This window comes from Bacillus sp. XB1, assembly GCF_053557995.1.
Map to the genome: position 1 here is coordinate 142,690 of NZ_JBNRIL010000006.1, position 26,301 is coordinate 168,990.

Below are 26,301 nucleotides of genomic sequence, written 5' to 3' on the forward strand. Positions count from 1 at the left end.
GAGGGACAGTTCATGAAGAAATGGTTACTTATACTCGTTGCATGTATTATGGTCATTACTGCTGGTTGTTCAATGGAACCGCCAGAATGGGCAAAGGATTCTAGCGATAAAGGTCGAAATAAAACTATTAAAGTTGGATTCTCTGTTTCAACTTTAAATAATCCCTTTTTTGTAACTTTGAAAAAGGGTGCAGAAAAGAAAGCGAAAGATAGTGGCATTGAATTAATTGCTGTTGATGCACAAAATGATGCAGCAAAGCAAACGAACGATGTTGAAGATTTAATTCAAAAGGGTGTCGATGTAGTTGTTATTAATCCGACCGATTCAGATGCTGTTGCTTCAGCAGTAAGTGCGGCAAATGCAGCAAATGTTCCTGTTATTACAGTAGACCGCGTTGCGAATTCAGGTAAGGTTGTTTCTCACATTGCTTCTAACAATATCGAAGGTGGTCAAATGGCTAGTGATTACATTCGTGAATTAGTTGGCGAAGGAGCAAACGTTGCTGAGTTAGAAGGAATCCCTGGATCTTCCGCTGCTCGTGAACGTGGGAAAGGATTCCATAACGTAGCCGATAAGTCTTTAAAAGTAGTTGCAAAACAAGCAGCTGATTTTGATAGAGCGAAAGGATTATCTGTTATGGAAAACATTTTGCAAGCAAATGGTGATATTAAAGCCGTGTTTGCGCATAACGATGAGATGGCATTAGGTGCACTTGAAGCATTGAAGTCTGCTGGAAAAACAGATGTAGTCGTTGTTGGATTTGATGCAACAGACGATGCAGTGAAAGCGGTTAACGATGGGCGTATGGCTGCAACAGTTGCTCAAAAACCGGAATTAATCGGGGAGAAGGCGATGCAAACAGCAAAAGAGATAACACAAGGTAAAAAAGTGGACAAATCTATTCCGATTGAATTAGAGCTTATTAAGAAAAATAAATAAATATAAAATGAAAATTAGGAAGGAAGAACAACAAATGAAATTCTTTATTGATACAGCAAACGTTAACGAAATTAAAGAGGCAAATGAATTAGGTGTATTAGCTGGAGTAACAACAAATCCATCACTTGTAGCAAAAGAAGGCGTAGACTTCCACGAACGCATTCGTGAAATTTGCAACGTTGTAGAAGGACCTGTAAGTGCAGAAGTAATTAGCTTAGAAGCTGATAAGATGATTGAAGAAGGAAAAGAACTAGCGAAGATTGCTCCAAACGTTGTAGTAAAAGTTCCAATGACAACAGAAGGTTTAAAAGCAGTAAAAGCGTTCTCTGATTTAGGAATTCGTACAAACGTTACATTAGTGTTCTCAGCAGTTCAAGCATTACTTGCAGCTCGTGCTGGTGCAACATACGTTTCACCATTCTTAGGTCGCTTAGACGATATCGGTCATAACGGTATGGACTTAATTCGTCAAATCGCAGAAATCTTTGCAATTCATGGCATCGAAACAGAAATCATTGCAGCATCTGTACGTCACAGTGTTCACGTAACTGACGCAGCATTAAACGGTGCACATATTGCAACAATCCCAGCAAACGTAATTGCTTCATTAGTGAAGCACCCATTAACAGATCAAGGAATTGAGAAATTCTTAGCTGATTGGGAAAAAACACAAGAGAAATAATAGAAAAGCAAGAATCCTAGTTTAATTGACTAGGATTCTTTTTTTTATTTAAAAGAATTTTCATGCAATTTTGCATATTGTCTTTTAAATTTGTTATATAAGATATTTAATATATATCACATAACTCTTTATTTTTCATATTTCGACATAAAGTGAAACTTTAATCAGTGGGGGCTTTGTTCATCCCCCCACTGATTATTAATTGAACCAAGGGATAAAAAGATAGAGGGTCTGACCAGAAAACTGGAGGGCATGATTCTATAACAAAAAGCTTAATGTTTATAGAATTATGTCTTTTTATATAGGGAGGGTAGTAAACAGAGATTTCGACAAAAACGCACCGATTTATCTGAATTTTAAGTTTTATAAAAGGGGAGAAATGGAATGAGGAGAAAAGCACCATTTAAAGTGTTGTCATCATTAGCAATTGCGGCAATTATCGGATGTACATCTGTAATGAGTGCTCCGTTAGCATATGCAGAAACGGCAGCAAAAAAGAAAGATAATGTATCTACAACACCAATTGATTACAATTTAATTCAAGAAGATCGTTTAGCGGAAGCACTGAAAGAAAGAGGAACAATTAATCCATCATCTTCTAAAGAAGAGACGAAAAAAGCTGTTGAGCAATATATTGAAAAGAAACAAGGAGATCAGGCGAATAAAGAAATTCTTCCAGATGCTCACTCACAAGAAACGTCTGATTTCACAAAAAAAGTAAAAGAGAAAAAGATGGAAGAAAAGGAAAATGTAAAAAAGGCTGAAAAAAATGTTAGCCTTGAGCAAAAGCCAGAACCAAATAAAAATCAATTGAATGGGCAAGTTCCAACTTCAAAAGCAAAGCAAGCTCCATATAAGGGATCTGTTCGATCAGATAAAGTATTAGTGCTACTCGTTGAATTTAGTGATTATAAACATAATAATATTGATCAAACACCAGGTTATATGTATTCGAAAGACTTTAGTAGAGAACATTATCAAAAGATGTTGTTCGGTAATGAGCCGTATACTTTATTTGATGGTTCAAAAGTAAAAACGTTTAAACAATACTATGAAGAGCAGTCTGGTGGTAGTTATACGACAGATGGATATGTAACGGAGTGGCTAACTGTTCCAGGAAAAGCATCTGATTATGGAGCTGATGGTAGCAGTGGGCACGATAATAAAGGTCCGAAAGGTGCACGTGATTTAGTGAAAGAAGCTTTGCATGCAGCTGCTGAGAAAGGACTAGATTTATCCCAGTTTGATCAATTTGATAGATATGATACAAACGGGGACGGGAATCAAAATGAACCTGACGGTGTAATTGATCATTTAATGGTAATCCATGCTGGTGTTGGTCAAGAAGCTGGTGGCGGTAAATTAGGTGATGATGCGATCTGGTCACATCGTTCAAAATTAGCAGTAGATCCAGTAGCGATTGAAGGTACGAAATCAAAGGTAGATTACTTTGGTGGTAAAGTAGCAGCACATGATTACACAATTGAACCAGAAGATGGAGCTGTAGGTGTGTTTGCACATGAATTTGGACATGATCTTGGATTACCAGATGAATATGACACGAAATATACTGGAAATGGTTCACCAGTCGAAGCTTGGTCATTAATGAGTGGAGGTAGTTGGACAGGGAAAATCGCAGGAACAGAGCCGACTAGTTTTTCACCACAAAATAAAGACTTCTTACAAAAGAATATGGGTGGCAACTGGGCAAAAATATTAGAAGTAGATTACGATAAAATTAAGAGTGGTGTGGGAGTTCCTACCTATATTGATCAAAGTGTTACGAAATCAAATCGTCCAGGCGTTGTACGTGTTAACTTACCAGGTAAAAGTGTTGAAACGATTAAACCGGAGTTTGGAAAGCATGCATATTATAGTACAAGAGGCGATGATATGCATACAACGTTAGAGACACCATTCTTTGATTTAACAAAGGGAACAAATGCAAAATTCGATTATAAAGCAAATTATGAGTTAGAAGCAGAGTGCGATTTCGTCGAAGTACATGCAGTAACAGAAGATGGAACGAAGACGTTAATTGATAGACTTGGAGAAAAAGTAGTCCAAGGAGATAAAGATACAACAGATGGGAAATGGATTGATAAATCATATGATTTAAGTCAATTTAAAGGCAAAAAAGTGAAACTACAATTCGACTATATTACAGATCCGGCTGTAACATATAAAGGTTTTGCGATGGATAATGTAAATGTAACTGTTGATGGACAAGTTGTATTTTCTGATGATGCAGAAGGAAATTCTAAAATGAATTTAAATGGTTTTGTTGTTTCTGATGGGACAGAGAAGAAAGCTCATTATTACTACTTAGAATGGAGAAACTATGCGGGATCAGATAATGGATTAAAAGCAGGAAAAGGTCCAGTGTACAATACAGGTCTTGTCGTTTGGTATGCAGATGATAGCTTTAAAGATAACTGGGTTGGGATGCATCCAGGTGAAGGATTCCTTGGTGTTGTTGACTCTCATCCAGAAGCGCTAGTTGGTAATTTAAACGGGAAACCAGCATACGGTAATACGGGCATGCAAATTGCAGATGCTGCATTTTCATTTGATAAAACACCAGCATGGAGTGTAAATTCATTAACACGTGGTCAGTTTAACTATTCTGGATTACAAGGTGTTACAACTTTTGATGATTCAAAAGTATATAGTAACAAGCAAATTGCAGACGCAGGAAGAAAAGTTCCAAACCTTGGACTTAAATTCCAAGTTGTTGGACAGGCAGAAGATAAATCGGCAGGCGCTGTTTGGATTAAACGCTAATAACATAAAAGCACATTCTTCATATGAAGAGTGTGCTTTTTAATTTGTACAGTAAGTTATTATTTTAGCTTATGTAATACAAGTTTTTATTCATGTGTAGTGTATCAAATTATGTGGGGAAAGGAAATATTTCCGAGGAAATTGTCGAAGTATCGTCGGTATTTATACACCTTTTTTGTAAAAGAAGAAATGTAGTATTGCCTTTACAGTTTAATTTATTTACATTGTTACTTGGTTACACACAAAAGTAATATATTCGGCAGTAAAAGAGCGCTATTGGATAGTGCTCTTTTTGTAGATAGAAAGGAGTTGAGTTAAATGAAAGAAATAATTGAATGTCCACAGTGTGAAGGAGAGATTACTGCGCAACATATTATTGATCTCCCGCATCCTTTTTCATTCAGATGTCCACACTGCAAGGTGAAGTTAAAAGAAATGAGAATCACACCGTGCTTAATATTAGCAGCAATTTGTATCATTCCACTGTTTATTATAATTGGAGAGAGTATTAAGGAATTACTAGTAAAATATTTTTCTATTATAGATGATGTACCAACTGTACTTATTTTCTTCTTATTTTGTTATCCATTGTATTATTTCTATGAAAAATATAATGCTATATTGTTTATTAAATACGGCTTATTGAAAGTTAAAAGTTGAATTGAATAGGAGATTATCATAATGCTTTGGAAAATATATTTAGTTATTGTAGCAATGTTAGCTATTATTTCGTTAGTAAGGGGCATGTTTCAAACACCAATTCAAAAGTTTGACTTTGTAGTTTCTATTATTACGTGGATAGGGCTCTTTGGTTTTGTATTTGATATACAAATATTAACCTCAATTGTTTGGAAATGTATCTTCTTGTTTAGCGTCATTTGGACTTTAACTGCAGTTTTTGTTTTTCGTTTATATGAAGAGCGAGATGAGCCGTTACCTTTTATATTTAAATTAATTGGCATTATTCCAACGCTTCCATTATATTACGGATTATATCAATATGCATTTTAAAAAAGACAACGATGGATTATCCCATCATTGTCTTTTTTACTTTGCTTCTTACATAAATCATCCCAGCAAATGTTAATAAAAATGCTGTCCCGATAATGAAGCTGATGCTAGGTGATGCTCCGATTGCACCGACTGTAAAGGAGCCAGCAACAACTCCTAATGAGAAGAAGGCATAAAATAATCCGAATGCCTTTCCACGATTATCGTCTGTAGTATTTTCAACGAGTAAAGCGTTAATAGACGGGAAGAGGATTGCGAATCCAATTCCATAAATCATCATTACGATAAAGAGCATACCTTTTGTAGCAAATAATCCGAGTAAAGATAATGCGAATGCCATAACTGCAATTCCGATTAGCATTAGTTTCGAACGATTAAATCGATCGTAAATACGATTTGTTGGAAGCAAGAAGAAGAGGATAGCAGTTATACCAAATACACTTAACATCATGCCTGTTGTGGATGCTTTAAGCGCCAATGCCTCAACTTTTACTGGTAACATATAAGTGACAATTCCTTGTGAAAACATTAATGTGAAAGCACCAATATATGCTTGTAATAACGGTTCTGATTTTAAAAGTTCAACCATATCTTCTTTGTTCATCATTTGCGTTCTTGATGTATCTTTTCTTGATACGTTATTTGGTAAGAAGAATAGAGATACGATCGTACCAAGAGCCATTAAAATAGAAATAGTAATGAAGACCCATTCTACGCCAGCTGTTGCTTTCATAATACCGCTGAAAGCAGGTCCTACGATTGCCGCTGTTCCAACAGCAGCACCAGATAGAGCCATTGCTTTTCCTTGTTTTTTTGCAGTTGTTTGTTTTGATAAAAATGTAAAGGCAGCAGGAATTAAAAAGCCATCACTAAATCCATGCATAAAGCGAACAACTAATAGTTGTTCACCACTTTGAACAACGGTGTATAACAAGACTATGAAACTCGTAATTCCCATGCTTATATAAAGGGTTTTTTTTGCACCAAATTTATCGACAGCTGCTCCAGCAATAATATTACCGATCATATTAGCGAATGAGTACATACCGACAACTAGCCCGATAATAAGAGGGGTTCCTCCAAGGCTTTGAGCGAAAGTACTCATAATAGGTAATTGTGAAAATGTATCTAAAAATGCCACGATAACGATAAAGTAAATAAAATATTTCAAGCGATATTCACCTCTCCTATGCTATTATGGCATAATGCTAATTTCACCTGCAATGAAATTGAATTAACAGATGTGGAAAAAAGTACAAAGTGACAAAATATTGAACGTTATTTGTAAAAAATTAGTAGAGATGCGATTGTTTTTTTGAAATATATGGATAGAAGTATTATAATAGAATTGTAAACTTCACCAGGTTAAGTATATACATAGAGAGGGATGTATAAAATGAAAGCACTACTTTGGCATAATCAACGTGATGTACGAGTAGAAGAAGTACCAGAACCAACAGTAAAACCAGGAACAGTGAAAATCAAAGTTAAATGGTGTGGTATTTGTGGGACAGACTTGCATGAATATTTAGCAGGGCCTATTTTTATTCCAACAGAAGAACATCCATTAACACATGTGAAAGCACCTGTTATTTTAGGTCATGAGTTTAGTGGTGAGGTAATAGAGATTGGTGAAGGAGTTACATCTCATAAAGTGGGAGACCGCGTTGTTGTAGAACCAATTTATTCTTGTGGTAAATGTGAAGCTTGTAAACATGGACATTACAATGTTTGTGAACAACTTGTTTTCCACGGTCTTGGCGGAGAAGGCGGCGGTTTCTCTGAATATACAGTAGTACCAGAAGATATGGTTCATCACATTCCAGATGAAATGACGTATGAACAAGGTGCGCTTGTAGAACCAGCAGCAGTAGCAGTTCATGCAGTACGTCAAAGTAAATTAAAAGAAGGGGAAGCTGTAGCAGTATTTGGTTGCGGTCCAATTGGACTTCTTGTTATCCAAGCAGCTAAAGCAGCAGGAGCGACTCCTGTTATTGCAGTTGAACTTTCTAAAGAACGTCAAGAGTTAGCGAAATTAGCAGGTGCGGATTATGTATTAAATCCAGCAACTCAAGATGTGTTAGCTGAAATCCGTAACTTAACAAATGGTTTAGGTGTAAATGTTAGCTTTGAAGTAACAGGTGTTGAAGTTGTACTACGACAAGCGATTGAAAGTACAAGCTTCGAAGGACAAACTGTAATTGTTAGTGTATGGGAAAAAGACGCAACAATTACTCCAAATAACTTAGTATTAAAAGAAAAAGAAGTTATTGGTATTTTAGGATACCGTCACATCTTCCCAGCTGTTATTAAATTAATTAGCTCTGGTCAAATTCAAGCAGAGAAATTAATTACGAAAAAAATTACAGTCGATCAAGTTGTTGAAGAAGGATTTGAAGCACTTGTAAAAGATAAAACACAAGTGAAAATTCTTGTTTCACCTAAATAAGATAGAATCGAATAGAGTAGCCCTTTTCTAGAAATAGAAGAGGGCTACTTTTTTTCTATACTGAAAGGTGATAGACTTTCCTTTGACTAAATGTATTTTTGTTTGGAAGGGAGAATCTAATGCTTTCATTTTTGTTAACTTTAAAGCGAATGTTAAGAGCCTGTTTACGAGCGTGGAAAGATAAAGAATTTCAAGTATTATTCGTATTAACAATTTTGACTTTAATATCGGGTACGATTTTTTATAGTACAGTTGAAGAATTACGTCCTATTGACGCTTTATATTTTAGTGTGGTCACGTTGACGACTGTCGGTGATGGGAATTTTAGTCCGCAAACTGATTTCGGAAAGATATTTACAATCTTATACATATTTATTGGGATTGGATTAGTGTTTGGATTTATTCATAAGTTAGCAGTTAATGTACAATTGCCAAGTATATTATCGAATAGAAAAAAAGAGTAAAGCATTCAGATGCTTTACTCTTTTTTTACATTAGTTTAGACAAGCCTTAATAATAGTTTATTAAAATGAAAGTGTATTCATTCATTATATTCACTGTGTATAAAGTTATAATGATATGAACATTTGCATATTTTAATTTATTGATAGAAATTTCGTGAAAGGTGGGATATTCTAGTCATAGGTTAACCGGACGACATCATAGGATCCTAACAAAATGTTTACAATAATTCAATTATAAAATGGAGGATTTTATATGAAAAAGAAAGTACTTGCTTTAGCGGCAGCTATTACATTAGTTGCTCCATTACAAAGTGTTGCATTTGCTCATGAAAATGATGGGGGACAGAGATTTGGAGTTATTCCGCGCTGGTCTGCTGAAGATAAACATAAAGAAGGCGTGAATTCTCATTTATGGATTGTAAACCGTGCAATTGATATTATGTCTCGTAATACAACACTTGTAAAACAAGATCGAGTTGCACTATTAAATGAATGGCGTACGGAGTTAGAGAACGGTATTTATGCTGCTGACTATGAAAATCCTTACTATGATAATAGCACATTTGCTTCACATTTCTATGACCCTGACAATGGGAAAACTTATATTCCGTATGCAAAGCAGGCAAAGGAAACTGGAGCTAAGTATTTTAAATTAGCTGGTGAGTCTTACAAAAATAAAGATATGAAACAAGCATTCTTCTATTTAGGATTATCTCTTCATTATCTAGGGGATGTAAACCAACCGATGCATGCAGCAAACTTTACGAACCTTTCGTATCCACAAGGGTTCCATTCTAAATATGAAAACTTTGTAGATACGATAAAAGATAACTATAAAGTAACGGATGGAAATGGATATTGGAACTGGAAAGGTACGAATCCAGAAGATTGGATTCATGGAGCGGCAGTAGTTGCGAAACAAGATTACGCTGGCATTGTAAATGATAATACGAAAGATTGGTTCGTGAGAGCTGCTGTATCACAAGAATATGCAGATAAATGGCGCGCTGAAGTTACACCAATGACAGGTAAGCGTTTAATGGATGCACAACGTGTTACTGCTGGATATATTCAGCTTTGGTTTGATACGTACGGAAATCGTTAAGTATTTAAAAAAGGTCAAATCTCAGAATAGAGTATTTGGCCTTTTTATCACTATACAATACATGGAGGTATGAAACGTGAAAGGTAAATTGCTAAAAGGTGTACTTAGCTTAGGTGTTGGTCTAGGAGCTTTATATAGCGGAACGTCAGCTCAAGCAGAAGCGTCTACAAATCAAAACGATACATTAAAAGTGATGACGCATAATGTATATATGCTATCAACAAACTTATATCCGAACTGGGGACAAACTGAGCGTGCTGATTTAATCGGGGCGGCAGATTATATAAAGAATCAAGACGTAGTTATATTAAATGAAGTGTTTGATAATAGCGCATCAGATCGTTTATTAGGGAATTTGAAGAAAGAATATCCAAATCAAACAGCAGTATTAGGTCGTAGTAGTGGAAGTGAATGGGATAAAACGTTAGGAAACTATTCATCTTCAACTCCTGAAGATGGTGGCGTTGCGATTGTGAGCAAATGGCCAATCGCTGAAAAGATTCAATATGTATTTGCAAAAGGATGCGGGCCAGATAATTTATCGAATAAAGGATTTGTATACACGAAAATTAAGAAAAATGATCACTTTGTTCATGTAATTGGTACGCATTTGCAAGCGGAAGATAGTATGTGCGGAAAAACTTCACCTGCATCTGTACGTACAGACCAATTAAAAGAAATTCAAGACTTTATTAAAAATAAAAATATACCAAATAATGAGTATGTGTTAATTGGTGGTGATATGAACGTAAATAAAATAAATGCAGAGAACAAGAATGACTCAGAGTATGCATCTATGTTTAAAACATTGAACGCTTCTGTACCATCTTATACTGGACATACAGCGACTTGGGACGCAACGACAAACAGTATTGCAAAATATAATTTCCCTGATAGTCCTGCTGAGTATTTAGATTATATTATTGCAAGTAAAGACCATGCGAACCCATCGTATATAGAGAATAAGGTGTTACAGCCGCAATCTCCACAATGGACTGTTACATCATGGTTCCAAAAATATACGTATAATGATTACTCTGATCATTATCCAGTAGAGGCGACTATTTCTATGAAGTAGTTTCAAAAAGTTTCTTCGTAAAGAAGAAACTTTTTTTATTTGCAAACAGGAAAATCACACTTTCTTTCCAATATGTATAAGACATATTGAGAAGAGGAGAGAAAAATGTGGATCGAGGAATTTTTAAAGAAGTTCCATTACCGTGTGCATTTTTGGATGAAGTGGCTTTAGATAGAAATATTCAATCGATTATAGAGTTAAGTGGAAATAAAAAGATTCGTATAGCGAGTAAATCGTTACGCTCTGTTCCGATTATGCAAAAGATACTAGCTGCAAATGATCGATTTCAAGGTATTATGTGCTTTTCACCTAGAGAGATTTTATTTTTAATAGAACAAGGATTTAATGATTTATTGCTTGGATATCCTGCTTACGATGAAAGAGCTCTGTATGAAATTAGTTTGTTAACAAAGAAAGGTTTCATTATAACTTGTATGGTGGATTGTGAAGAGCATATTGTGTATTTAGAAAACATTGCTGAGCAATCTAAAGGATGTTTTCGTGTTTGTTTGGATATTGATATGAGTAGTCGCTTCTTTCAATTTCATTTTGGTGTACAAAGGTCCCCAGTAAAAAATGTGCAGGATGCGTTGAAAGTAGTAGAAAAGGTGAGAAGGTCATCATATTTAATGTTAGATGGTGTAATGGGATATGAAGCTCAAATTGCCGGGGTGGGCGATTATATACCGAATCAATGGTTGAAAAGTAAAGTGATTTCGTATTTAAAGCAGAAATCAGTGCTAGAAGTTAAAGAAAGAAGAGAACATATTGTAAAAGCAATACAAAACATTGGTATTGAGCTAAGGTTTGTAAATGGAGGCGGAACAGGAAGCATAAAAACAACCGAGAAAGATAATTCAGTTTCAGAGATTACAATAGGTTCTGCTTTTTATTCTCCGAAGCTGTTTGATTATTATAAAGAGGTGAAATTTCATCCAGCGGTCGGATTTGCCTTACCAGTTGTACGTAAACCAGTCCCGTTTATTTACACTTGCCTAGGTGGTGGATATATTGCTTCAGGAGCAGTTGGAAAAGATAAAGAGCCTGAAGTTTGGAGACCGAAGGGTGCAAAATTATTAGCTTTAGAAGGTGCTGGCGAGGTACAAACGCCAATTTTTTATAACGGCGAGGAACGAGTGGATATAGGAGAGACCATTTTGTTTCGTCATAGTAAGGCTGGTGAATTATGTGAACGCTTTCCTTTTTTGTATCGTGTTAAAAAAGGAGAGATTGTCGGGGAGTATTCAACATATCGGGGGGATGGCCAATGCTTTCTATAAAGGGACAAAAGTGGAGAAATTGGACAGGGAATGTAGAAGGAACGCCGCATTATACGATGTATCCAGAAAGTATACAAGATGTAGTAGAAGTTGTGGGGCTTGCGCGAAAAAAGGGAAAGAAAATTCGTGTTGTCGGTTCAGGACACTCGTTTACCCCCCTTGTGCAAACGGAAGAAGTTTTAGTTTCTTTAGATGAATTGAAGGGTATTGTGAATATTGATGCAGAGAAGATGGTTGCTGAAGTATGGGCAGGAACAAAGTTATATGATTTAGGGAAGTTACTTGAGGAAAAAGGTTATGCGCAAGAAAATTTAGGGGATATTGATTCGCAATCTATTGCAGGAGCGATTAGTACGGGGACTCATGGAACAGGTATTACCTTTGGGAGTTTATCAACACAAGTTATAGAGATTACGGCAGTTCTATCTAATGGTGAGAGTATAGTTTGTTCGGAAGCTGAGAACGTAGAATATTGGAGAGCGTTTCAGTTGTCACTTGGAATGTTAGGTATCATTGTAAAGATAAAATTGAAGGTTATTCCAGCGTATTCACTCGTTTATGAAAGTGAAAAACAGTCATTATCCACTGTAATGAACAAACTAGAAGAATATAAGAAGCATCGTCATTTTGAATTTTTCGTTTTTCCTTATTCTGATGAAGTACAAGTGAAACTTACGAACGAAACAACGAATAAAGGCAGTGATTTGAAATGGCATAAACTAAAGGTGGAGTTACTTGAAAATAGGATGTTCTCTTTACTATCTAAAGGATGTAAATGGTTTCCTTCTATAAGTAAAGGCGTGAGTCGGTTATCAGCTAAAGCTGTACCAAACACAAAAATAATTGGCCCGAGCTATGAAGTATTTGCTACATCACGTACGGTGCCATTTTATGAAATGGAGTATAGCATTCCTTCAAAGTATATGAGGACGGTTGTAGAAGAAATCTCAAATCTTATTGAAAAGAAAAAGTATAAGGTGCACTTCCCAATCGAATGCCGTTATGTGAAAGGGGATGATATATGGCTTAGTCCGGCCTATGGAAGAGATTCAGCATATATCGCTGTTCATATGTATAAAGGTATGAAATATGCTGCTTACTTTGGCGAAGTGGAAAAGATTTTTCTAAAGTATGAAGGGCGTCCACATTGGGGGAAAATGCATACATTATCATATGAGCAATTACAATATATATATCCAGAATTTCATTCGTTTTTACAGGTGAGGAAATCTCTAGATGAACTTGGAATGTTTTTTAATCCTTATGCAGAAAAGTTATTTATCCCGCTATTTGTCGGGCAGTAACACTCTCGTCGCAAAATTCGGTGGGAGATAACCGCCCGGTTGGTGAGGGCTAATTAAAGTTTCACATTATGTATATGAAAAAGGTGACAAATAATTATTTGTCACCTTTTTTTAGTGTAATTGCATTTCTTGTATGACTAATATGTTCATAAAATAGTAGTTTATCACGGCTAAATACATGCAGTAAAACATGAATAATAAATAGGCCGTTAATGATGAATAGGAATAATAATGTAACGAGTAATACTAAAGGCTCTGTGTGATTTAAAATAGAGCTACTAGAAAGAATATAATTGATTCCACCTAATGCAAAATAAAATATACCGTAGCGAATAAATAGTTCTTTTAATGTAATACGATTTGATTTTCCTTTCACGTGAATGCGAAGCAATGCTTTCCCAATTGTTTTTCCGTTAGTAAAGTATGGAATAATAATAAAGTAAATAAGGATTGAACACGTAATGAAAATGAGTTCATACATATTGGTGTAAGATTGCATATTAGAAACGAAGAAAGAATTTCCTTTGTTTTTAACGACAGGTACGACGATAGATAAGAAAATCCAATCAATTTGCATCGCGATAAGGCGACGAATGAATCCGACTGGTTTCGTTTCCAAATCAATATGACTATCTAACTCGTTTGTCTTCGGAAGGAAGTACGTAAATATTGGTGCAATGATAAAACCAATTACGCCACCTAATGTATTTAAAAACAAATCATCGATATCAAATAATCGGTATGCACAATTGTATATACCGTATAATCCAGTCACTTGTGTTAGCTCGAAAAATAGTGAAAGGAAAAAGGAAATGCAAATTGTTTGTAAGAAACTACGTCGGAAATAATAACGTAAGTAAATACCGAATGGAACAGTTAATAGAACGTTAAAGGCAACTTGTAAAAACGCAGACTCTTTTAATAAGTAGAAATAAGTAGCTGGTTTCGTTAAAACTGCCGATGTATGACTACTAATCTCTTGTATGAAATAAAATGGTGCGAGTTGCATGTGTTGTGTATTAGCCGGTTGTAGGCTACAAGTATCAAACGTTTGTGGCAACGGCAAAATAACAAGAAAATAGGCATTTAATAAGTAAAGTAATAATGAGTATAAAATAAATGAGCGCCATTTATTTAAATAACCGTATTTTCGATAATTAAATATTAAAAAAGGGATTAAAAGAAACATTGCTAAAAAAGGAAATAAAATAAATGCTGTTTTCACTGGAAATAAATATGCAGTCAAAGTAAAACTCCTTTCAATAAAAATTCGTTTATCATTATAGCGCTAAAAATATTTAAATACAAAGTTAAAACCTTTCTAAATAGAAAAAATTACTAATTTGATAGGGATTAAGTTATAATAAATTTAATATAAGGATATTGTGATTATATAAGTTGAGAGAGGGTACAAGAGATGCGATATGAACTTTTTTCTGTAAGTGGGGATCATATTACGACTTTTGAAAGTGCATGGCGTTTTCAGGAGGGAGAACAGATTTTTGTTCATGATGATCAAACAAAACGAAACTTTATTATTATTCGGCTGACGCATGATGTATTTCAACAAAATAAACATGTTATTCGTTTGTATTGTCAAGAGAAGAAAGTGTATGCATAAGAGAAGCCCTCTTACAGTATGAAAAGTAAGAGGGTCCTTATCTCGTTATTTGTGAACAGCCCAATTGATGAGGGCTGATTAATTTAACTTTATCATTTTGGCCCTCGTAAGGAATAAAAAGAGAAGGATTAATGCACATAGGTAGCATTTGATTTGGAAGAAAGGATATAGCCTTGTATTTTGTGCTTCAAAGTTTCATTGCCTTCTTTTTGAGAAAGCCATGTATGGTAATCTTGTTGTGTTTTCCATAACATACGAATCATATACTCTGCCTTATCATTTGTACGATGAACAGGTGAAAACTCTATGTTAATACAACCGTTCGTTCCGGGGGAAGGATAATATTGTTTAAGCCCATAAAGTAGCTCATTTTCATATTCGTACTTAATGTGAATGAGTTTAGTAACTATAAACATATAAACACCTCTTTTACGATAATAGTAGGAAAGATAGAATTACTGTAATAGTGAATTCGATAAATATTATACTATTCTGAAAATTATAAGTAAATAATAGGTTTTAACTTAATAAAGGTATAAAAAAGCGAGTCATTCTATTACACTAGATGACTCGCTTTTAATTTGTAAGTTTTACTTTATAAGAAAATAAGAGTAAGTACACCTACGATAATACAATAGAAAGAGAAATATTTTAAATTTCCTTTTGCCATAATGTTCATAAACCATTTTAGTGAAATATACGTCATGATAAATGTTGCGATGAATGCAACGACATATGGTACGAATAATGTGTCTAGATTTGGGTCATTTGCAATGTCTGTAATGCTTAACAATAAGCCACCTAAGCTAACAGGAATGTATAGTAAGAATGAGAAGCGAAGAGCTGTTTCTTGCTTCATACCAAGTAACATTGCTGCTACGATTGTGGCACCAGATCGGCTTATTCCGGGAATCAGTGCGCAAGCTTGTGCTAATCCGACGATGATTGCATCTTTCATAGAAAGGTCGCCATCATTTTTACGACCGCGTAAATTTCTAATAATCCAAAGGCCGACAGCAGTAATAAGAAGGGAAACCCCAACCATCTTCACACCTTTTAAGTACTGATCGATGTAATCTTTAAATAAAACACCAATAACACCTGCTGGAATGGTTGCAATAACAAGATAAATAATAAAGAAGAAATCTGATTTTGCGTCTTCTGCTCTTGTAAATATATAAGAGAGACCATTCTTTGTTAGACGAATTAAATCATTTCTATAAATAAGTAATACAGCTAATAATGAAGCTGAATTAACAAGTAGTTCGAAGCTAAACCCTTCTATTTTTAGTCCTAGCAAATGTTGTGCTAAAACGAGATGACCACTTGAAGAAATCGGAATTGGTTCTGTTAATCCTTGGAACAGACCGAGAATTAAATATTTTAAAACGTAGTAAAATTGTTCCATAATAACCTCCTTGTTTATTAGTTGAAAGAAACAACTTTTCCATTATAACAAAGATATGGATGAATATTGAAAAGAAATAAATATTCGAAATAAAATAAAAATCCCTTATAGCAGTATAAGGGATTTTTATTTTTAATTAAGAAGTCACTGTTCCTTGAAGACTTTTAGACAATTGAACATCGACTTTTTCAGCATCATGAATATGATTCATAATAGTAGTATTTAATTTTTGGAACATTTGTTGTGTGTTAGCAAATTCTCGTAATATGTCATCATTACAAGACTTTTGGTTTTCGATAGCCTTAATAACATTTGTAGCACCATTTTGTAACGTTTGAATCATAACTAAAATATTTTCAATTCTAGCATTTGTATCGGCGCTCATTTCTACACCTTCATCGACTAAATGTAAATTATCTTTTGTGTTATCATATGCTTTTTCAATTTCTTCTTGAATTTTTTTCGTTAAGTTGCCGATGTTTTTTGTACTTTCTGCTGTACTTTCCGCTAGTTTTCTTACTTCATTGGCAACGACAGCGAATCCTTTACCGTGCTCTCCAGCACGCGCGGCTTCAATACTCGCATTTAATGCAAGTAAATTTGTTTGTGCTGCAATGTTTTGAATGACTTCTACAATTTGCTCGATTTCCTTTGAGCGTTCGCTTAGATGATTCATACTATTAGACGTGCGTTGAGATTGTTCACCTAATTTATTAATTACAATAAGTAAGCGGTGAACGGATTCTTTTCCTTCATTAGAGCAGTCAATAATTTCTGCAATAGACTGAATTAAGCTTTGTTCCTTTTGTAACATTTCATTATTTAACTCATTGGAATGTGTCGTACGTGTTGAAACATTTTCGAAACATGAACTTAACTGTTGAACTAAATTTTGAAGTGTATTGTGTTGGTTATTTACAAGTTGATGCTCTTGTACAACGCTTTGTACACGATCGTGGATAGTAGAAATAGTCTCTTGCTTTTCAATATCTTTTTGTTTTAATTCTGCTTCTAATTCTTGTATACGCTCTTCTAATTGAGCAATTGTATGTTGGAGTGATTTTTTTTGAGTAAACATGTATTTATTTCAACCGCCTTCGAAAGTTATATTTTCTCTATATTTGGATTTTAGCATCTTTTGTATTTTTTAAATATAGGAATTGTTAAATATTTAAGAATCTATTACATTTTATTCATAATTCTCTTTTTTTCGTCACGAAAAATAAACTGTATTTAATCGTTTTGTAAACAAACTGTAAAATAAATCATGTATAACTGTATAAGAAGGGAGTCGGATTATGAACTATTTTAAGCGAATCAGCTGTCTAGTATTAGCAGGAATTATCGGTCTTTCTAGTACAGTCGCTGTTAAAGCAGAGTCAAACGACGAGAAACTTAACAACATGCAACAGCAATTGCAACAAAACGATGCAGAAATGCAAAAGAAAGAGCAAGAGAAGCAAGCTGTTAGTAAAGAAATTAAAGGTATTGAAAACGAACTACATAATTTAAATAATACAATTGCAAAAAATAAAGAGGATCAAGCTGCTATTCAACGTAAAATCGATGAAACACATAAGCAGATTGAGCAAAAAAAGCAAGAAATTGTCGTTTTGGAGGATAAAGTCCTTGCTCGTAAAGATATTATGAGAAAACGTATGGTTTCTGTTCAAAACAGTTCAAATACAAGTTTAGTAGTAGAAGTTGTAGTAGAGTCAAAAAACTTTGCAGACTTCTTACAACGTATGAACGCAGTTTCTACTATTCTAGAAGCTGATAAAGAAATTTTACGTCTACAAGAACAAGATCTTCGTCAAATTGAAGAAGATAAGAAAACAATTGACGAAAAAGAAGCATCTTTAGTAGTAGACAAACAAAAATTAGCAAAAGCGCAAGCTGAACTGCAAGATAACTTGAAAAAGCGTCAAGATAACTTACAAACAGTTCAAGCTAAATATAATGAAGTTGCAAGTCAACTTAATTTAGCAGCGGAAGAAAAAGCTAAAATTGAATCAAATATGAAGACAGTACAAGAAACGATTGCTCGTGAGCAAGAAGCAGCAAGAATCGCAGCGGAAGAGCGTGCAAAAGCAGAAGCAGCTGCAAAAGCAGAGCAAGAAGCTTTAGCGAAAGCACAAGCAGAAATTGCTGAAAAGCAAAAGCAGGAAAAAGCTAGTAAACCAGCTGAACCTGTAGCAAAAAATACAGAAACACAGTCTAAGCCTGATACGAAACCAACTCAAGGTGGAAAAGAATTTTACGTAACAGCAACCGCTTATACAGCTGATCCATCTGAAAATGGCTATAAACCGGGTGAAACTGTAAAATCTAAGTTAGGACATAATTTAACTGCAAATCCAAACATGAAATTAATTGCTGTAGATCCATCTGTTATCCCATTAGGTTCTACTGTATATGTAGAAGGATATGGAACAGCAATTGCTGGAGATACTGGTAGTGCAATAAAAGGGCATATCATTGATTTATTAATGCCAAATTCAGCTCAAGCTAATGACTGGGGTAGAAGAACAGTTAAAGTTAAAATTTTAAATTAATATGTAATCCAACTTTACAATACGTAGAGTTGGATTTTTTTATAATAATAATGTTAAGTTGAGTTTACATTTTGTTAAGGATAGCATACAATAATGGTGAGAGGTGGTAAATTTGACCATTTTAAACAGAGTAAAAGAATTAAGAGCTCGTTTTAACTTTACGCAAAGCGTATTAGCAGAAAAGGTTGGAGTAACGAGACAAACAATTGCAGCAATTGAAAAAGGGGATTACGTTCCTTCGTTGTTATTGGCACTTACGATTTGTGATGTGTTTCAGTTAAAGATGGAAGATGTGTTTGTTTTAAATAAGGAGGGGGAAAAGGATGAATAGAATTGTTTTTTCTTATATTATAAATGTACTCTATACTGCACTAGCATGTTGGACATTTGTTGAATTTTATAGTGTTATTACAGAGTTAGCAGATATAATTAAAAACGAGAAATTCCCGTTTGAAGTATGGTTTAATGGAGTACCATTCATTTTATTATTTATTGGAGCAATTATAGTTACAATTTTTTATAGAATTCAAAAGAAAAAATATAAGAATTTATCTTTTTGGATGTATCCATTATTATTTCCACTAGAAGATGAACGTGAAAAAGCGATTACGGATAAAGCTTGTAGAACAACATTTGTATCGTTATGGTTTGTCTTACCTTGTGCAGTTGGATTTTTAACTTTTTCACCTATTATTAATGAATATCTTCCTGGATACCCATTATATATTCTATTTTCTATTTTCTTTATTCAAATGACAGTATTTCACGTATCACTATACAGAAATAAATTAGCTTAAAAAGAAACCTTCTTGCACCGGCAAGAAGGTTTCTTTTCAGCTAATACTTGTACATATAGCGATATTATTTTATCATTTTATATAGAGTAAGATTTTGTAAGGGAAAGGAACAGTGTATGAATAAGCAAAGAATTTATAGTATAGTAGCAATTCTGCTATTTGTTGTAGGTGGCGTGTTAATTGGAAAGCCATTTTATGATGGATATCAGGCTGAAAAGAAACAGACTGAAAATGTGCAGGCTGTTCAAAAGATGGATTATGAAAAGCATGAGACGGAATTTGTAGATGCTTCCAAAATTAATCAACCAGACTTGGCGGAAGTAGCGAATGCATCATTAGATAAGAAACAAGTAATTGGTCGTATTTCGATTCCAAGTGTTTCAGTAGAACTGCCTGTTTTAAAAGCTTCTACTGAAAAAAACTTATTATCAGGTGCAGCGACAGTAAAAGAGAATCAAGTTATGGGAAAAGGAAATTACGCATTAGCAGGACATAATATGTCTAAAAAAGGTGTTTTATTTAGTGATATAGCTTCTTTGAAAAAAGGCGATAAAATTTATTTGTATGACAATGAAAATGAATATGAGTATGCGGTTACTGGTGTATCTGAAGTGACTCCTGATAAGTGGGAAGTTGTAGAGGATCATGGGAAAGATGAGATAACGCTTATTACATGTGTATCTGTAAAGGACAATTCTAAGCGTTATGTTGTTGCTGGTGATTTAGTAGGAACGAAGGCGAAGAAGTAAAAAAGAAGGGGAACTCTTTAAAGAGTTCCCCTTCTTTTTTACTAATGTTGAGAAATAATAGAATATTTCGGTTTGCATTTAATTATTCTTCTATTTATGTATAATAAAGTTAGAATTCTATATTTTGGGAGGAACAAGAGTGAGACAACAGGTGAAGAAACTTCTTTTAACAACGAGTATAGCGTTATTGGTAGCTCCAATTTCAGCTTATGCGCATCCAGGGCGTACAGATGCTAATGGCGGACATACGTGTCGTACAAATTGTGAGAAGTGGGGATTACAGTACGGGGAATATCATTATCACAATAAACCAGCTTCTAGTAGTGGCGCAACGAGCCCAGCTCCTAGTCAGAATAATAATAGTGCTGTAGAAGCTGAGAGACAAGCAGAAGCACAGCGCAATACTGAGGCTGAAAAACAACGTGCTGCAGAAGCACAGCGTAAAGCTGAAGAAGAGAAACAACGTGTAGCCGAGGAACAAAGAAAAGCTGAAGAGGCACGTAAGCAAGAGGAAGCGCAGCGCCAAGCTGATATGGAAAAAGGTCAACTTGAAGGTCAAAAGAATGGAGAAACTGATTTTAAAGCAGGAAAAAATGATGCAGAAGTGCATGTAGCTGGAAAATCTGATGCATATAAACAAGCGTTTAAAGCGACTTATGCAGCCGCATGGTCTTTAGAAGAGCAGAAGAAAACGCATTTTGAAAAAGGAAAAGAACAAGGTTTAGCACAAGAGACGAAGGACGATAGTCAAGTTGCTCCAGAGTTTAAGGTAAACTTTGCAGACGGGTTCAAAGTAGGGAATAAAGAAAGAACCGAAAAAATTGAAAAAGAGCAAGCTGAATTAGGGGAAAAGACAGGGAAAGAACTAGCTGAAAAGAATCCTGAAAATAGAGAGAAAGAAGTATACGTGAAGGCATATGAAACAGCGTATGAAAAAGGCTATAAGTCTACAAAAAAGGCAGTAGAAAAGGCTGGCTATAAGTATGCATTTGAAAACTATGATTTAAAAGTTCCTGCTAAGTATGAACGAAATGAATTGTTAAAGAAGTGGTTTACTGAAGGATTTAAATCGAATAAAAAAGCAGCGGAAATTCGAGAAGAAGGGTATAAAAAAGGAGACAGCTGGTTCTCATTCTTCTATAAGAGTTTCGTACCAAGTGAATATAAAGAACATAAAGAGCTGTACGAACAAGCAATAGAAAAAGGTAAAACAGCATAAAAAAGATGAGGAGAAATTCCTCATCTTTTTTAATCCATCCATTTCACTAATTTCTTAGAAATTAATAATAAAACACAGCCTAATACAATTGCCACAGCGCCAATAACTGTGAATACTTCAGCGTATCCAAGTGAAGTTGTGAAGCTTGCAAGTTGTCCGCCTAAAATGTTGGCGATACCTGAACTTGCTAGCCATACACCCATTAATAAAGATGCTAATTTTACCGGAGCAAGCGAACTAACCATTGATAGTCCGACAGGTGATAAGAATAGCTCACCTAACGTATGGAAAAGATACGTAAAGACGATAAACAGTAAGTTTGCTTTTTCTGTAATGTTATGTTCATCACTACCTGTTTTTAATGTAGCGATAACGAGAATGATATAACCGATACCGAGTAAGATCATACCAAGTCCCATTTTAGTTGGGATTTTTAAATCACCCTGCTTGCGAGTTGCAAGTTTTGCCCATAATGCAGAAATGACTGGAGCAAGTAAAATAATAAATAATGGATTGACCGATTGGAACCAAGATGTTGGAACTTCCCATCCGAACACAGAGCGGTCTACAAATTTGTTTGTATATAATGTTAATGAGCTACCAGCTTGTTCAAAGCCAGCCCAGAAGAAGACAACGAAGCATGTTAAAATGACAATAACTGCGGTACGTTGTTTTTCTTTTTTGGTTAACGGTGTATCTCCTACTGATGGTTGTCCAGCAGCTGTTTGTAAATCGCGAGTTGGTTTTTTACCGATATTACCAAGGAAGCGATTTGATAGTGTTGTAAATAAAATTTGTCCAATGATCATTCCGATTGAAGCGGCTAAGAAACCGTAACGGAATCCGTAATGTACAACGCCATCAACTGTTGTTTTGAATAAATTTTCTGATAAAAATCCGCAAACGAGTGGAGCTAAAAATGACCCGACGTTAATACCCATATAGAAAATGGTAAATGCACTATCACGTTTTGGATCGTTCTCTTCGTATAATTCTCCAACCAGTGTAGAGATGTTCGGTTTGAAGAATCCGTTACCTATAATAATAAGCGCTAATCCGAGGTATAGACCTAATTGGTTTTGCAAGGCAAATAGTGTAAGGTTACCGATTGCCATTGTTATACCACCAATTGTGATTGCTTTTCGTCTACCTAGAAAACGGTCTGTTAAGTATCCACCAATCATTGGTGTGAAATAACAGGCTCCAGTATAAAATCCGTAAATAGAGAGTGCCCATGCGGGACTAAACCCAAGACCACCGCTTACTAAAGCTGTCGTTAAATATAATGTTAATAATCCTCGTAATCCATAGTAACTAAATCTTTCCCACATTTCTGTAAAGAAGAGTAAGTATAAACCTGGAGGATGTTTCTTTTTTCTTTGTTGTTCTCTTTCTAGTTGTATCGCTGATTCCATGTTATTTTCCTCCTGACACAAACAAAAACAAAGTTAATAATTTTGTACATTTAATATTTTACCTTATTAACTATTATAAGTCAATAAAGGTTGATTTTTCAGAAGAAATTGGAAAAGAGGAATAGCTATAGAATGGGTGTTTCTTTTGTGATAGACTATGGACTATGTTTTCTTTGTAAGGAAGCGGGTTATTGTACTTTTTTATATGTGAAATTGATTTCATAAAAGATGAAATTAAAGAAGGAGAAAGAAATGAAATTGTTACAGAAAAAAGAAATTTTACTTATTAGCCTTATGTTATTCTCTATGTTCTTTGGAGCAGGGAATCTTATATTTCCACCTTTCCTTGGGTATGAAGCAGGAGAACATGTTTGGATTTCATTAGTAGGGTTTATTATATCAGCAACAGGTCTTCCTATATTAGGTGTTATCTCTATTGCAAAAGCAGGAAGTTTTCAAACGTTAGCGGGTAGGGTTCATTCTTCATTTGCAATTATTTTTCCATGTATCGTGTATGTATTTATTGGACCTGGGCTTGGTATACCACGTGCGGGAAGTTTAGCTTTTGAAATGGGGCCAGGTCAGTTATTCCCTGAAGCAGGAAGCGGACTATTGTTGTTTTACACAGTTATTTTCTTTAGTATTGTTTACTGGTTAAGTTTATCTCCATCTAAATTAATGGGATTGTTTGGAAAAGTATTGACGCCGTTATTATTATGTATGATTGCACTTATTTTTATAAAGAGTATGTTTACACCGGTAGGAAATATGAAAGAACCAATAGGGAACTATGGACAAGCTCCTATGTTTCAAGGGTTTTTAGATGGATATTTAACAATGGATGCGTTAGCTGCTTTAATCTTTGGAATTGTTATTGCAAATGCATTACGTGCAAAAGATATTGAAGATGATAAAAGTTTAGCGAAATATATGAGTATTGCTGGCATTGTGGCAGGATTATTATTATCGATTATTTATGTCATCCTTGGATATGTGGGGGCAATTAGTGGCTCATTAGGAACATTCGATAACGGTGCGAAAGTGTTAGCGCAAGTTATGACTACATTATTTGGGCAGGGCGGAGTCGTTTTATTAGGTCTTATTTTTACTATCGCATGTTTATGTGTTTCAATTGGACTTGTTACGTCTTGTAGTCAATTTTTTGCGAGTGCATTTCCGAAAGTATCTTATAAAGTGTGGGCATTTATAGTAAGCGTTGTTAGTATGATCTTAGCTAATTTAGGATTAACGCAAATTTTAAAAGTATCAGTTCCAATTCTTGGATTTATTTATCCAATTGCATTAACTCTTATTATTCTAGGGTTATTCCATAAGTATATTGGAAAGTATGCATACGTATATGCAGTAACTGTTTTGGTTGTAGCGATATTTAGTGCAATTGATATTTTAAATAAAAATGTAATGATGAATCAGTGGACGTCAGCATTAAAATACATTCCGTTTTATACAGAAGGTGTTGGGTGGATTGTTCCAGCTATTGTAGGCATGTGTCTTGGTTTCATCGTTAGCATTGTTTTAAATAAGAATAACTGAGTAAAAAGGTGTTTTCCGATTTTGGAAGACGCCTTTCTTTTTTGGAAAAAATACTATTGAAAATGAATAGACTAAGAGTATGATAAAGATAATTGGTAATATATAGGTTTAATGAGAGTTACAAATGAGGGGGGAGCGTATGAAGAAGGATTTGGATAAGAAAATAGAAGCACTCGAAACGGCAATTGAAACAATTCAAGAAGCACTTGCTGAATTAAAAGTGAAGCAAAGGGAAATAGAAGTAGAAAACGCTCAGCAACATGTTAGTAAGAACAAGAAAGAATATATTGAAACGGTAATGGAGGAAAAGCCAAAAGAAGAAATAGTTAAGATAAAAGAGCCTTTGCAAGAACGTGAGGTAAAACAAGTAGATATATCTGCTTTTAAACCAGAGCCATTTAATATTATTAAGTTTTGTCAAACATGGTTACCGCGTGTATTTGTCGGTATTATGTTGCTTGGAGTGATCTGGTTATTTAAAGCAGGGGTAGATGCTGGCTTATTAACACCAGCGATACGAATTGTGTTTGGTATCGTATTATCTATCGGATTGTATTATATAGGAGATATTCAAATTAAAAGAGAGCGGCAGGCGTTAGGGTTAGTATTAGCTGGAGGAAGTATTACCGGGATTGTTCTAACAACGTTTGCAGCACATTATTTATATGGATTTATTCCGGCAAGTGTCGCGTTTCTCTGTAATATTGCATGGGTTATTTTAGGTATTTATTTAGCGAAAAGATATCAATCGGAATATCTCACTATTTTCGTAGCGGTCGGAGCGTTCTTCGTACCATTCTTGTTAAATAGTACGACTCCTAATCCTTATATTTTCTTTGGATATGAGACAGTATTAACACTTAGTTTATTATGGTATGCGTTGAAAAATCGTTATAAATACTTATATATGATTTCTTACGCTGTTGCTGCCATTGTCCTTTTCGTTTTCTTTGCTGTTATGTCAATGTTAGTAGAGAACTTGCAAATACAGTTAACGATTGTATATGGTTTGATTCATTTACTATTATTTTGGCATATGTTTACGGAGAGAAGTTTTATACTAGAACCACGTTTGGCGATATTTAGTGCAAATGCAGTGTTCTTTATACTAGCTATTTCAAAAATACCTGATTTTACAACATGGGGATTAATTATTAGTGCAATCGTGCATGCCGCTATGTTCGTATTTGAATATAGGAAAAATAGACATTCTACATTTACAAATCTCTTATTTGGTTTCGCAATGGGAGCATTTAGTTTAGCAATTTTATATGAGTATAGTTTAGTGAATGCAGCGATTGTACTATTATTACAAGGTTTCCTCGGCATGGTCACTTCTATTAAAGTAAAACAACAGATAAAATTGTATGTTAGTGCGACGGTTTACGCAATTGGAATGATACAGACTATTTTTAGCCCGTTTGATCAATTTATTTCGGCAGGCTTTGTTGCTCATCTTATTTTAATAGGAACGTTCTATTATTGCATGAGAGAAGCGAAAGAAGTATTAGCGAGCTTCGGCAAATATATGTATTCTATAGTGCTCTATTGGTTTATGATAATTGTATTTATTACAATTACGAGAATCGGTGAAGTTTTATCTACAGATGGAAGCGTAATTAGTGTATCAGTATCGTTATTATGGATGGTATATGCATTATTTGCGGTTTGGTTTGGAAGAAATAGAAATATGAATGAAATATTATATGCTGGTTTAGTCGTTTTAGTCGTAACGGTAGGGAAGTTATTCTTACTTGACTTACCAGAGGTATCGATGATGATTAGGGCAGTGTTATTCCTAATCGTCGGTAGTATAGGTATCGTTATTTCAAGAATGTTTTTCTCGAAGGAAGAGAAGTGAGAAGAAGGCAATCCATGTATGGATTG

At 34.7% G+C, this 26,301-nt stretch carries 24 protein-coding genes and 1 pseudogene; 19 read left to right on the plus strand and 6 right to left on the minus strand.

Features of this window, described 5'->3' with window-relative positions:
- Positions 1–12: 12 nt before the first annotated feature.
- The 5 genes from rbsB to ACK1U5_RS25880 all read left to right on the plus strand — a co-directional run bounded on the left by rbsB (position 13) and on the right by ACK1U5_RS25880 (position 5,416).
- Complete coding sequence (gene rbsB / locus ACK1U5_RS25860) at positions 13–939, plus strand: ribose ABC transporter substrate-binding protein RbsB (RefSeq protein ID WP_000758974.1); 927 nt, start codon at positions 13–15, stop codon at positions 937–939.
- A 34-nt stretch (positions 940–973) separates the two neighbouring features.
- Complete coding sequence (gene fsa / locus ACK1U5_RS25865) at positions 974–1,621, plus strand: fructose-6-phosphate aldolase (protein ID WP_000667698.1); 648 nt, start codon at positions 974–976, stop codon at positions 1,619–1,621.
- Between the two features lie 384 nt (positions 1,622–2,005).
- Positions 2,006–4,405, plus strand: coding sequence for a M6 family metalloprotease immune inhibitor InhA2 (gene inhA2 / locus ACK1U5_RS25870; RefSeq protein WP_001252961.1), 2,400 nt, complete (start codon positions 2,006–2,008; stop codon positions 4,403–4,405).
- 318 nt (positions 4,406–4,723) lie between these two features.
- Positions 4,724–5,065, plus strand: a complete 342-nt coding sequence (locus ACK1U5_RS25875; protein WP_000658666.1) for a hypothetical protein — start codon at positions 4,724–4,726, stop codon at positions 5,063–5,065.
- A gap of 21 nt (positions 5,066–5,086) precedes the next feature.
- Complete coding sequence (locus tag ACK1U5_RS25880) at positions 5,087–5,416, plus strand: hypothetical protein (RefSeq protein WP_000964465.1); 330 nt, start codon at positions 5,087–5,089, stop codon at positions 5,414–5,416.
- A gap of 16 nt (positions 5,417–5,432) precedes the next feature.
- Here ACK1U5_RS25880 and ACK1U5_RS25885 read toward each other — a convergent pair whose 3' ends face one another.
- Complete coding sequence (locus tag ACK1U5_RS25885) at positions 5,433–6,587, minus strand: MFS transporter (protein WP_069605039.1); 1,155 nt, start codon at positions 6,585–6,587, stop codon at positions 5,433–5,435.
- Positions 6,588–6,812: 225 nt separating this feature from the next.
- Between ACK1U5_RS25885 and bdhA the strand changes: the two genes are divergently transcribed.
- The 6 genes from bdhA to ACK1U5_RS25915 all read left to right on the plus strand — a co-directional run bounded on the left by bdhA (position 6,813) and on the right by ACK1U5_RS25915 (position 13,096).
- A complete protein-coding gene (bdhA, locus tag ACK1U5_RS25890; protein WP_000645827.1) occupies positions 6,813–7,865 on the plus strand; it encodes a (R,R)-butanediol dehydrogenase in 1,053 nt (350 codons plus the stop codon).
- Between the two features lie 119 nt (positions 7,866–7,984).
- A complete protein-coding gene (locus tag ACK1U5_RS25895) occupies positions 7,985–8,329 on the plus strand; it encodes a potassium channel family protein (protein WP_000948209.1) in 345 nt (114 codons plus the stop codon).
- A 253-nt stretch (positions 8,330–8,582) separates the two neighbouring features.
- Positions 8,583–9,434 (plus strand): phospholipase CerA, encoded by an 852-nt coding sequence (gene cerA / locus ACK1U5_RS25900; protein ID WP_000730997.1) that lies wholly within the window; start codon positions 8,583–8,585, stop codon positions 9,432–9,434.
- 76 nt (positions 9,435–9,510) lie between these two features.
- Positions 9,511–10,512, plus strand: a complete 1,002-nt coding sequence (gene sph / locus ACK1U5_RS25905; protein ID WP_000676789.1) for a sphingomyelinase C — start codon at positions 9,511–9,513, stop codon at positions 10,510–10,512.
- A gap of 107 nt (positions 10,513–10,619) precedes the next feature.
- Positions 10,620–11,792, plus strand: a complete 1,173-nt coding sequence (locus ACK1U5_RS25910) for an amino acid deaminase/aldolase (protein ID WP_000373747.1) — start codon at positions 10,620–10,622, stop codon at positions 11,790–11,792.
- A complete protein-coding gene (locus ACK1U5_RS25915) occupies positions 11,780–13,096 on the plus strand; it encodes a D-arabinono-1,4-lactone oxidase (RefSeq protein ID WP_000948949.1) in 1,317 nt (438 codons plus the stop codon). The genes ACK1U5_RS25910 and ACK1U5_RS25915 overlap by 13 nt, the downstream gene beginning before the upstream one ends.
- Positions 13,097–13,190: 94 nt before the next feature.
- On the opposite strand, the gene ACK1U5_RS25920 is transcribed toward ACK1U5_RS25915, so the two are convergent.
- On the minus strand, positions 13,191–14,342 hold the full coding sequence (locus ACK1U5_RS25920; RefSeq protein WP_000128014.1) for a VanZ family protein: 1,152 nt from the start codon (positions 14,340–14,342) through the stop codon (positions 13,191–13,193).
- Positions 14,343–14,513: 171 nt separating this feature from the next.
- Between ACK1U5_RS25920 and ACK1U5_RS25925 the strand changes: the two genes are divergently transcribed.
- Positions 14,514–14,717, plus strand: a complete 204-nt coding sequence (locus ACK1U5_RS25925; RefSeq protein WP_001268332.1) for a hypothetical protein — start codon at positions 14,514–14,516, stop codon at positions 14,715–14,717.
- Positions 14,718–14,845: 128 nt separating this feature from the next.
- Here the strand turns inward: ACK1U5_RS25925 and ACK1U5_RS25930 are convergent, their stop codons facing one another.
- The 3 genes and pseudogenes from ACK1U5_RS25930 to ACK1U5_RS25940 form a co-directional block, all read right to left on the minus strand.
- Positions 14,846–15,133, minus strand: a complete 288-nt coding sequence (locus ACK1U5_RS25930; RefSeq protein ID WP_000471239.1) for a hypothetical protein — start codon at positions 15,131–15,133, stop codon at positions 14,846–14,848.
- A 179-nt stretch (positions 15,134–15,312) separates the two neighbouring features.
- Positions 15,313–16,125: an undecaprenyl-diphosphate phosphatase gene (locus ACK1U5_RS25935; RefSeq protein ID WP_000434796.1), complete on the minus strand. Its 813-nt coding sequence runs from the start codon at positions 16,123–16,125 to the stop codon at positions 15,313–15,315.
- Positions 16,126–16,261: 136 nt separating this feature from the next.
- Positions 16,262–16,792 (minus strand): annotated as a pseudogene (locus ACK1U5_RS25940) (methyl-accepting chemotaxis protein); the annotation flags it as partial.
- A gap of 631 nt (positions 16,793–17,423) precedes the next feature.
- Between ACK1U5_RS25940 and ACK1U5_RS25945 the strand changes: the two are divergent.
- The 5 genes from ACK1U5_RS25945 to ACK1U5_RS25965 all read left to right on the plus strand — a co-directional run bounded on the left by ACK1U5_RS25945 (position 17,424) and on the right by ACK1U5_RS25965 (position 21,445).
- A complete protein-coding gene (locus tag ACK1U5_RS25945; protein WP_001105785.1) occupies positions 17,424–18,680 on the plus strand; it encodes a 3D domain-containing protein in 1,257 nt (418 codons plus the stop codon).
- Positions 18,681–18,792: 112 nt separating this feature from the next.
- Positions 18,793–19,011 (plus strand): helix-turn-helix transcriptional regulator, encoded by a 219-nt coding sequence (locus ACK1U5_RS25950; RefSeq protein ID WP_000154020.1) that lies wholly within the window; start codon positions 18,793–18,795, stop codon positions 19,009–19,011.
- Positions 19,004–19,477 carry a hypothetical protein gene (locus ACK1U5_RS25955; RefSeq protein WP_001080043.1) on the plus strand — a complete coding sequence of 158 codons (474 nt, stop codon included), beginning with the start codon at positions 19,004–19,006 and terminating at the stop codon, positions 19,475–19,477. The genes ACK1U5_RS25950 and ACK1U5_RS25955 overlap by 8 nt, the downstream gene beginning before the upstream one ends.
- A gap of 116 nt (positions 19,478–19,593) precedes the next feature.
- Positions 19,594–20,226, plus strand: a complete 633-nt coding sequence (locus ACK1U5_RS25960; RefSeq protein ID WP_001041724.1) for a class A sortase — start codon at positions 19,594–19,596, stop codon at positions 20,224–20,226.
- A 139-nt stretch (positions 20,227–20,365) separates the two neighbouring features.
- Positions 20,366–21,445: a YHYH domain-containing protein gene (locus ACK1U5_RS25965; RefSeq protein ID WP_069604830.1), complete on the plus strand. Its 1,080-nt coding sequence runs from the start codon at positions 20,366–20,368 to the stop codon at positions 21,443–21,445.
- A 29-nt stretch (positions 21,446–21,474) separates the two neighbouring features.
- Here the strand turns inward: ACK1U5_RS25965 and ACK1U5_RS25970 are convergent, their stop codons facing one another.
- On the minus strand, positions 21,475–22,860 hold the full coding sequence (locus ACK1U5_RS25970) for a peptide MFS transporter (protein WP_044584139.1): 1,386 nt from the start codon (positions 22,858–22,860) through the stop codon (positions 21,475–21,477).
- 252 nt (positions 22,861–23,112) lie between these two features.
- Between ACK1U5_RS25970 and brnQ1 the strand changes: the two genes are divergently transcribed.
- Both brnQ1 and ACK1U5_RS25980 read left to right on the plus strand, forming a co-directional pair.
- Entirely contained in the window at positions 23,113–24,414 is a 1,302-nt protein-coding gene (gene brnQ1, locus ACK1U5_RS25975; protein WP_061140060.1) for a branched-chain amino acid transport system II carrier protein BrnQ1, read from the plus strand.
- Between the two features lie 139 nt (positions 24,415–24,553).
- Positions 24,554–26,275 (plus strand): DUF2339 domain-containing protein, encoded by a 1,722-nt coding sequence (locus tag ACK1U5_RS25980; protein WP_000710924.1) that lies wholly within the window; start codon positions 24,554–24,556, stop codon positions 26,273–26,275.
- Positions 26,276–26,301: the final 26 nt, after the last annotated feature.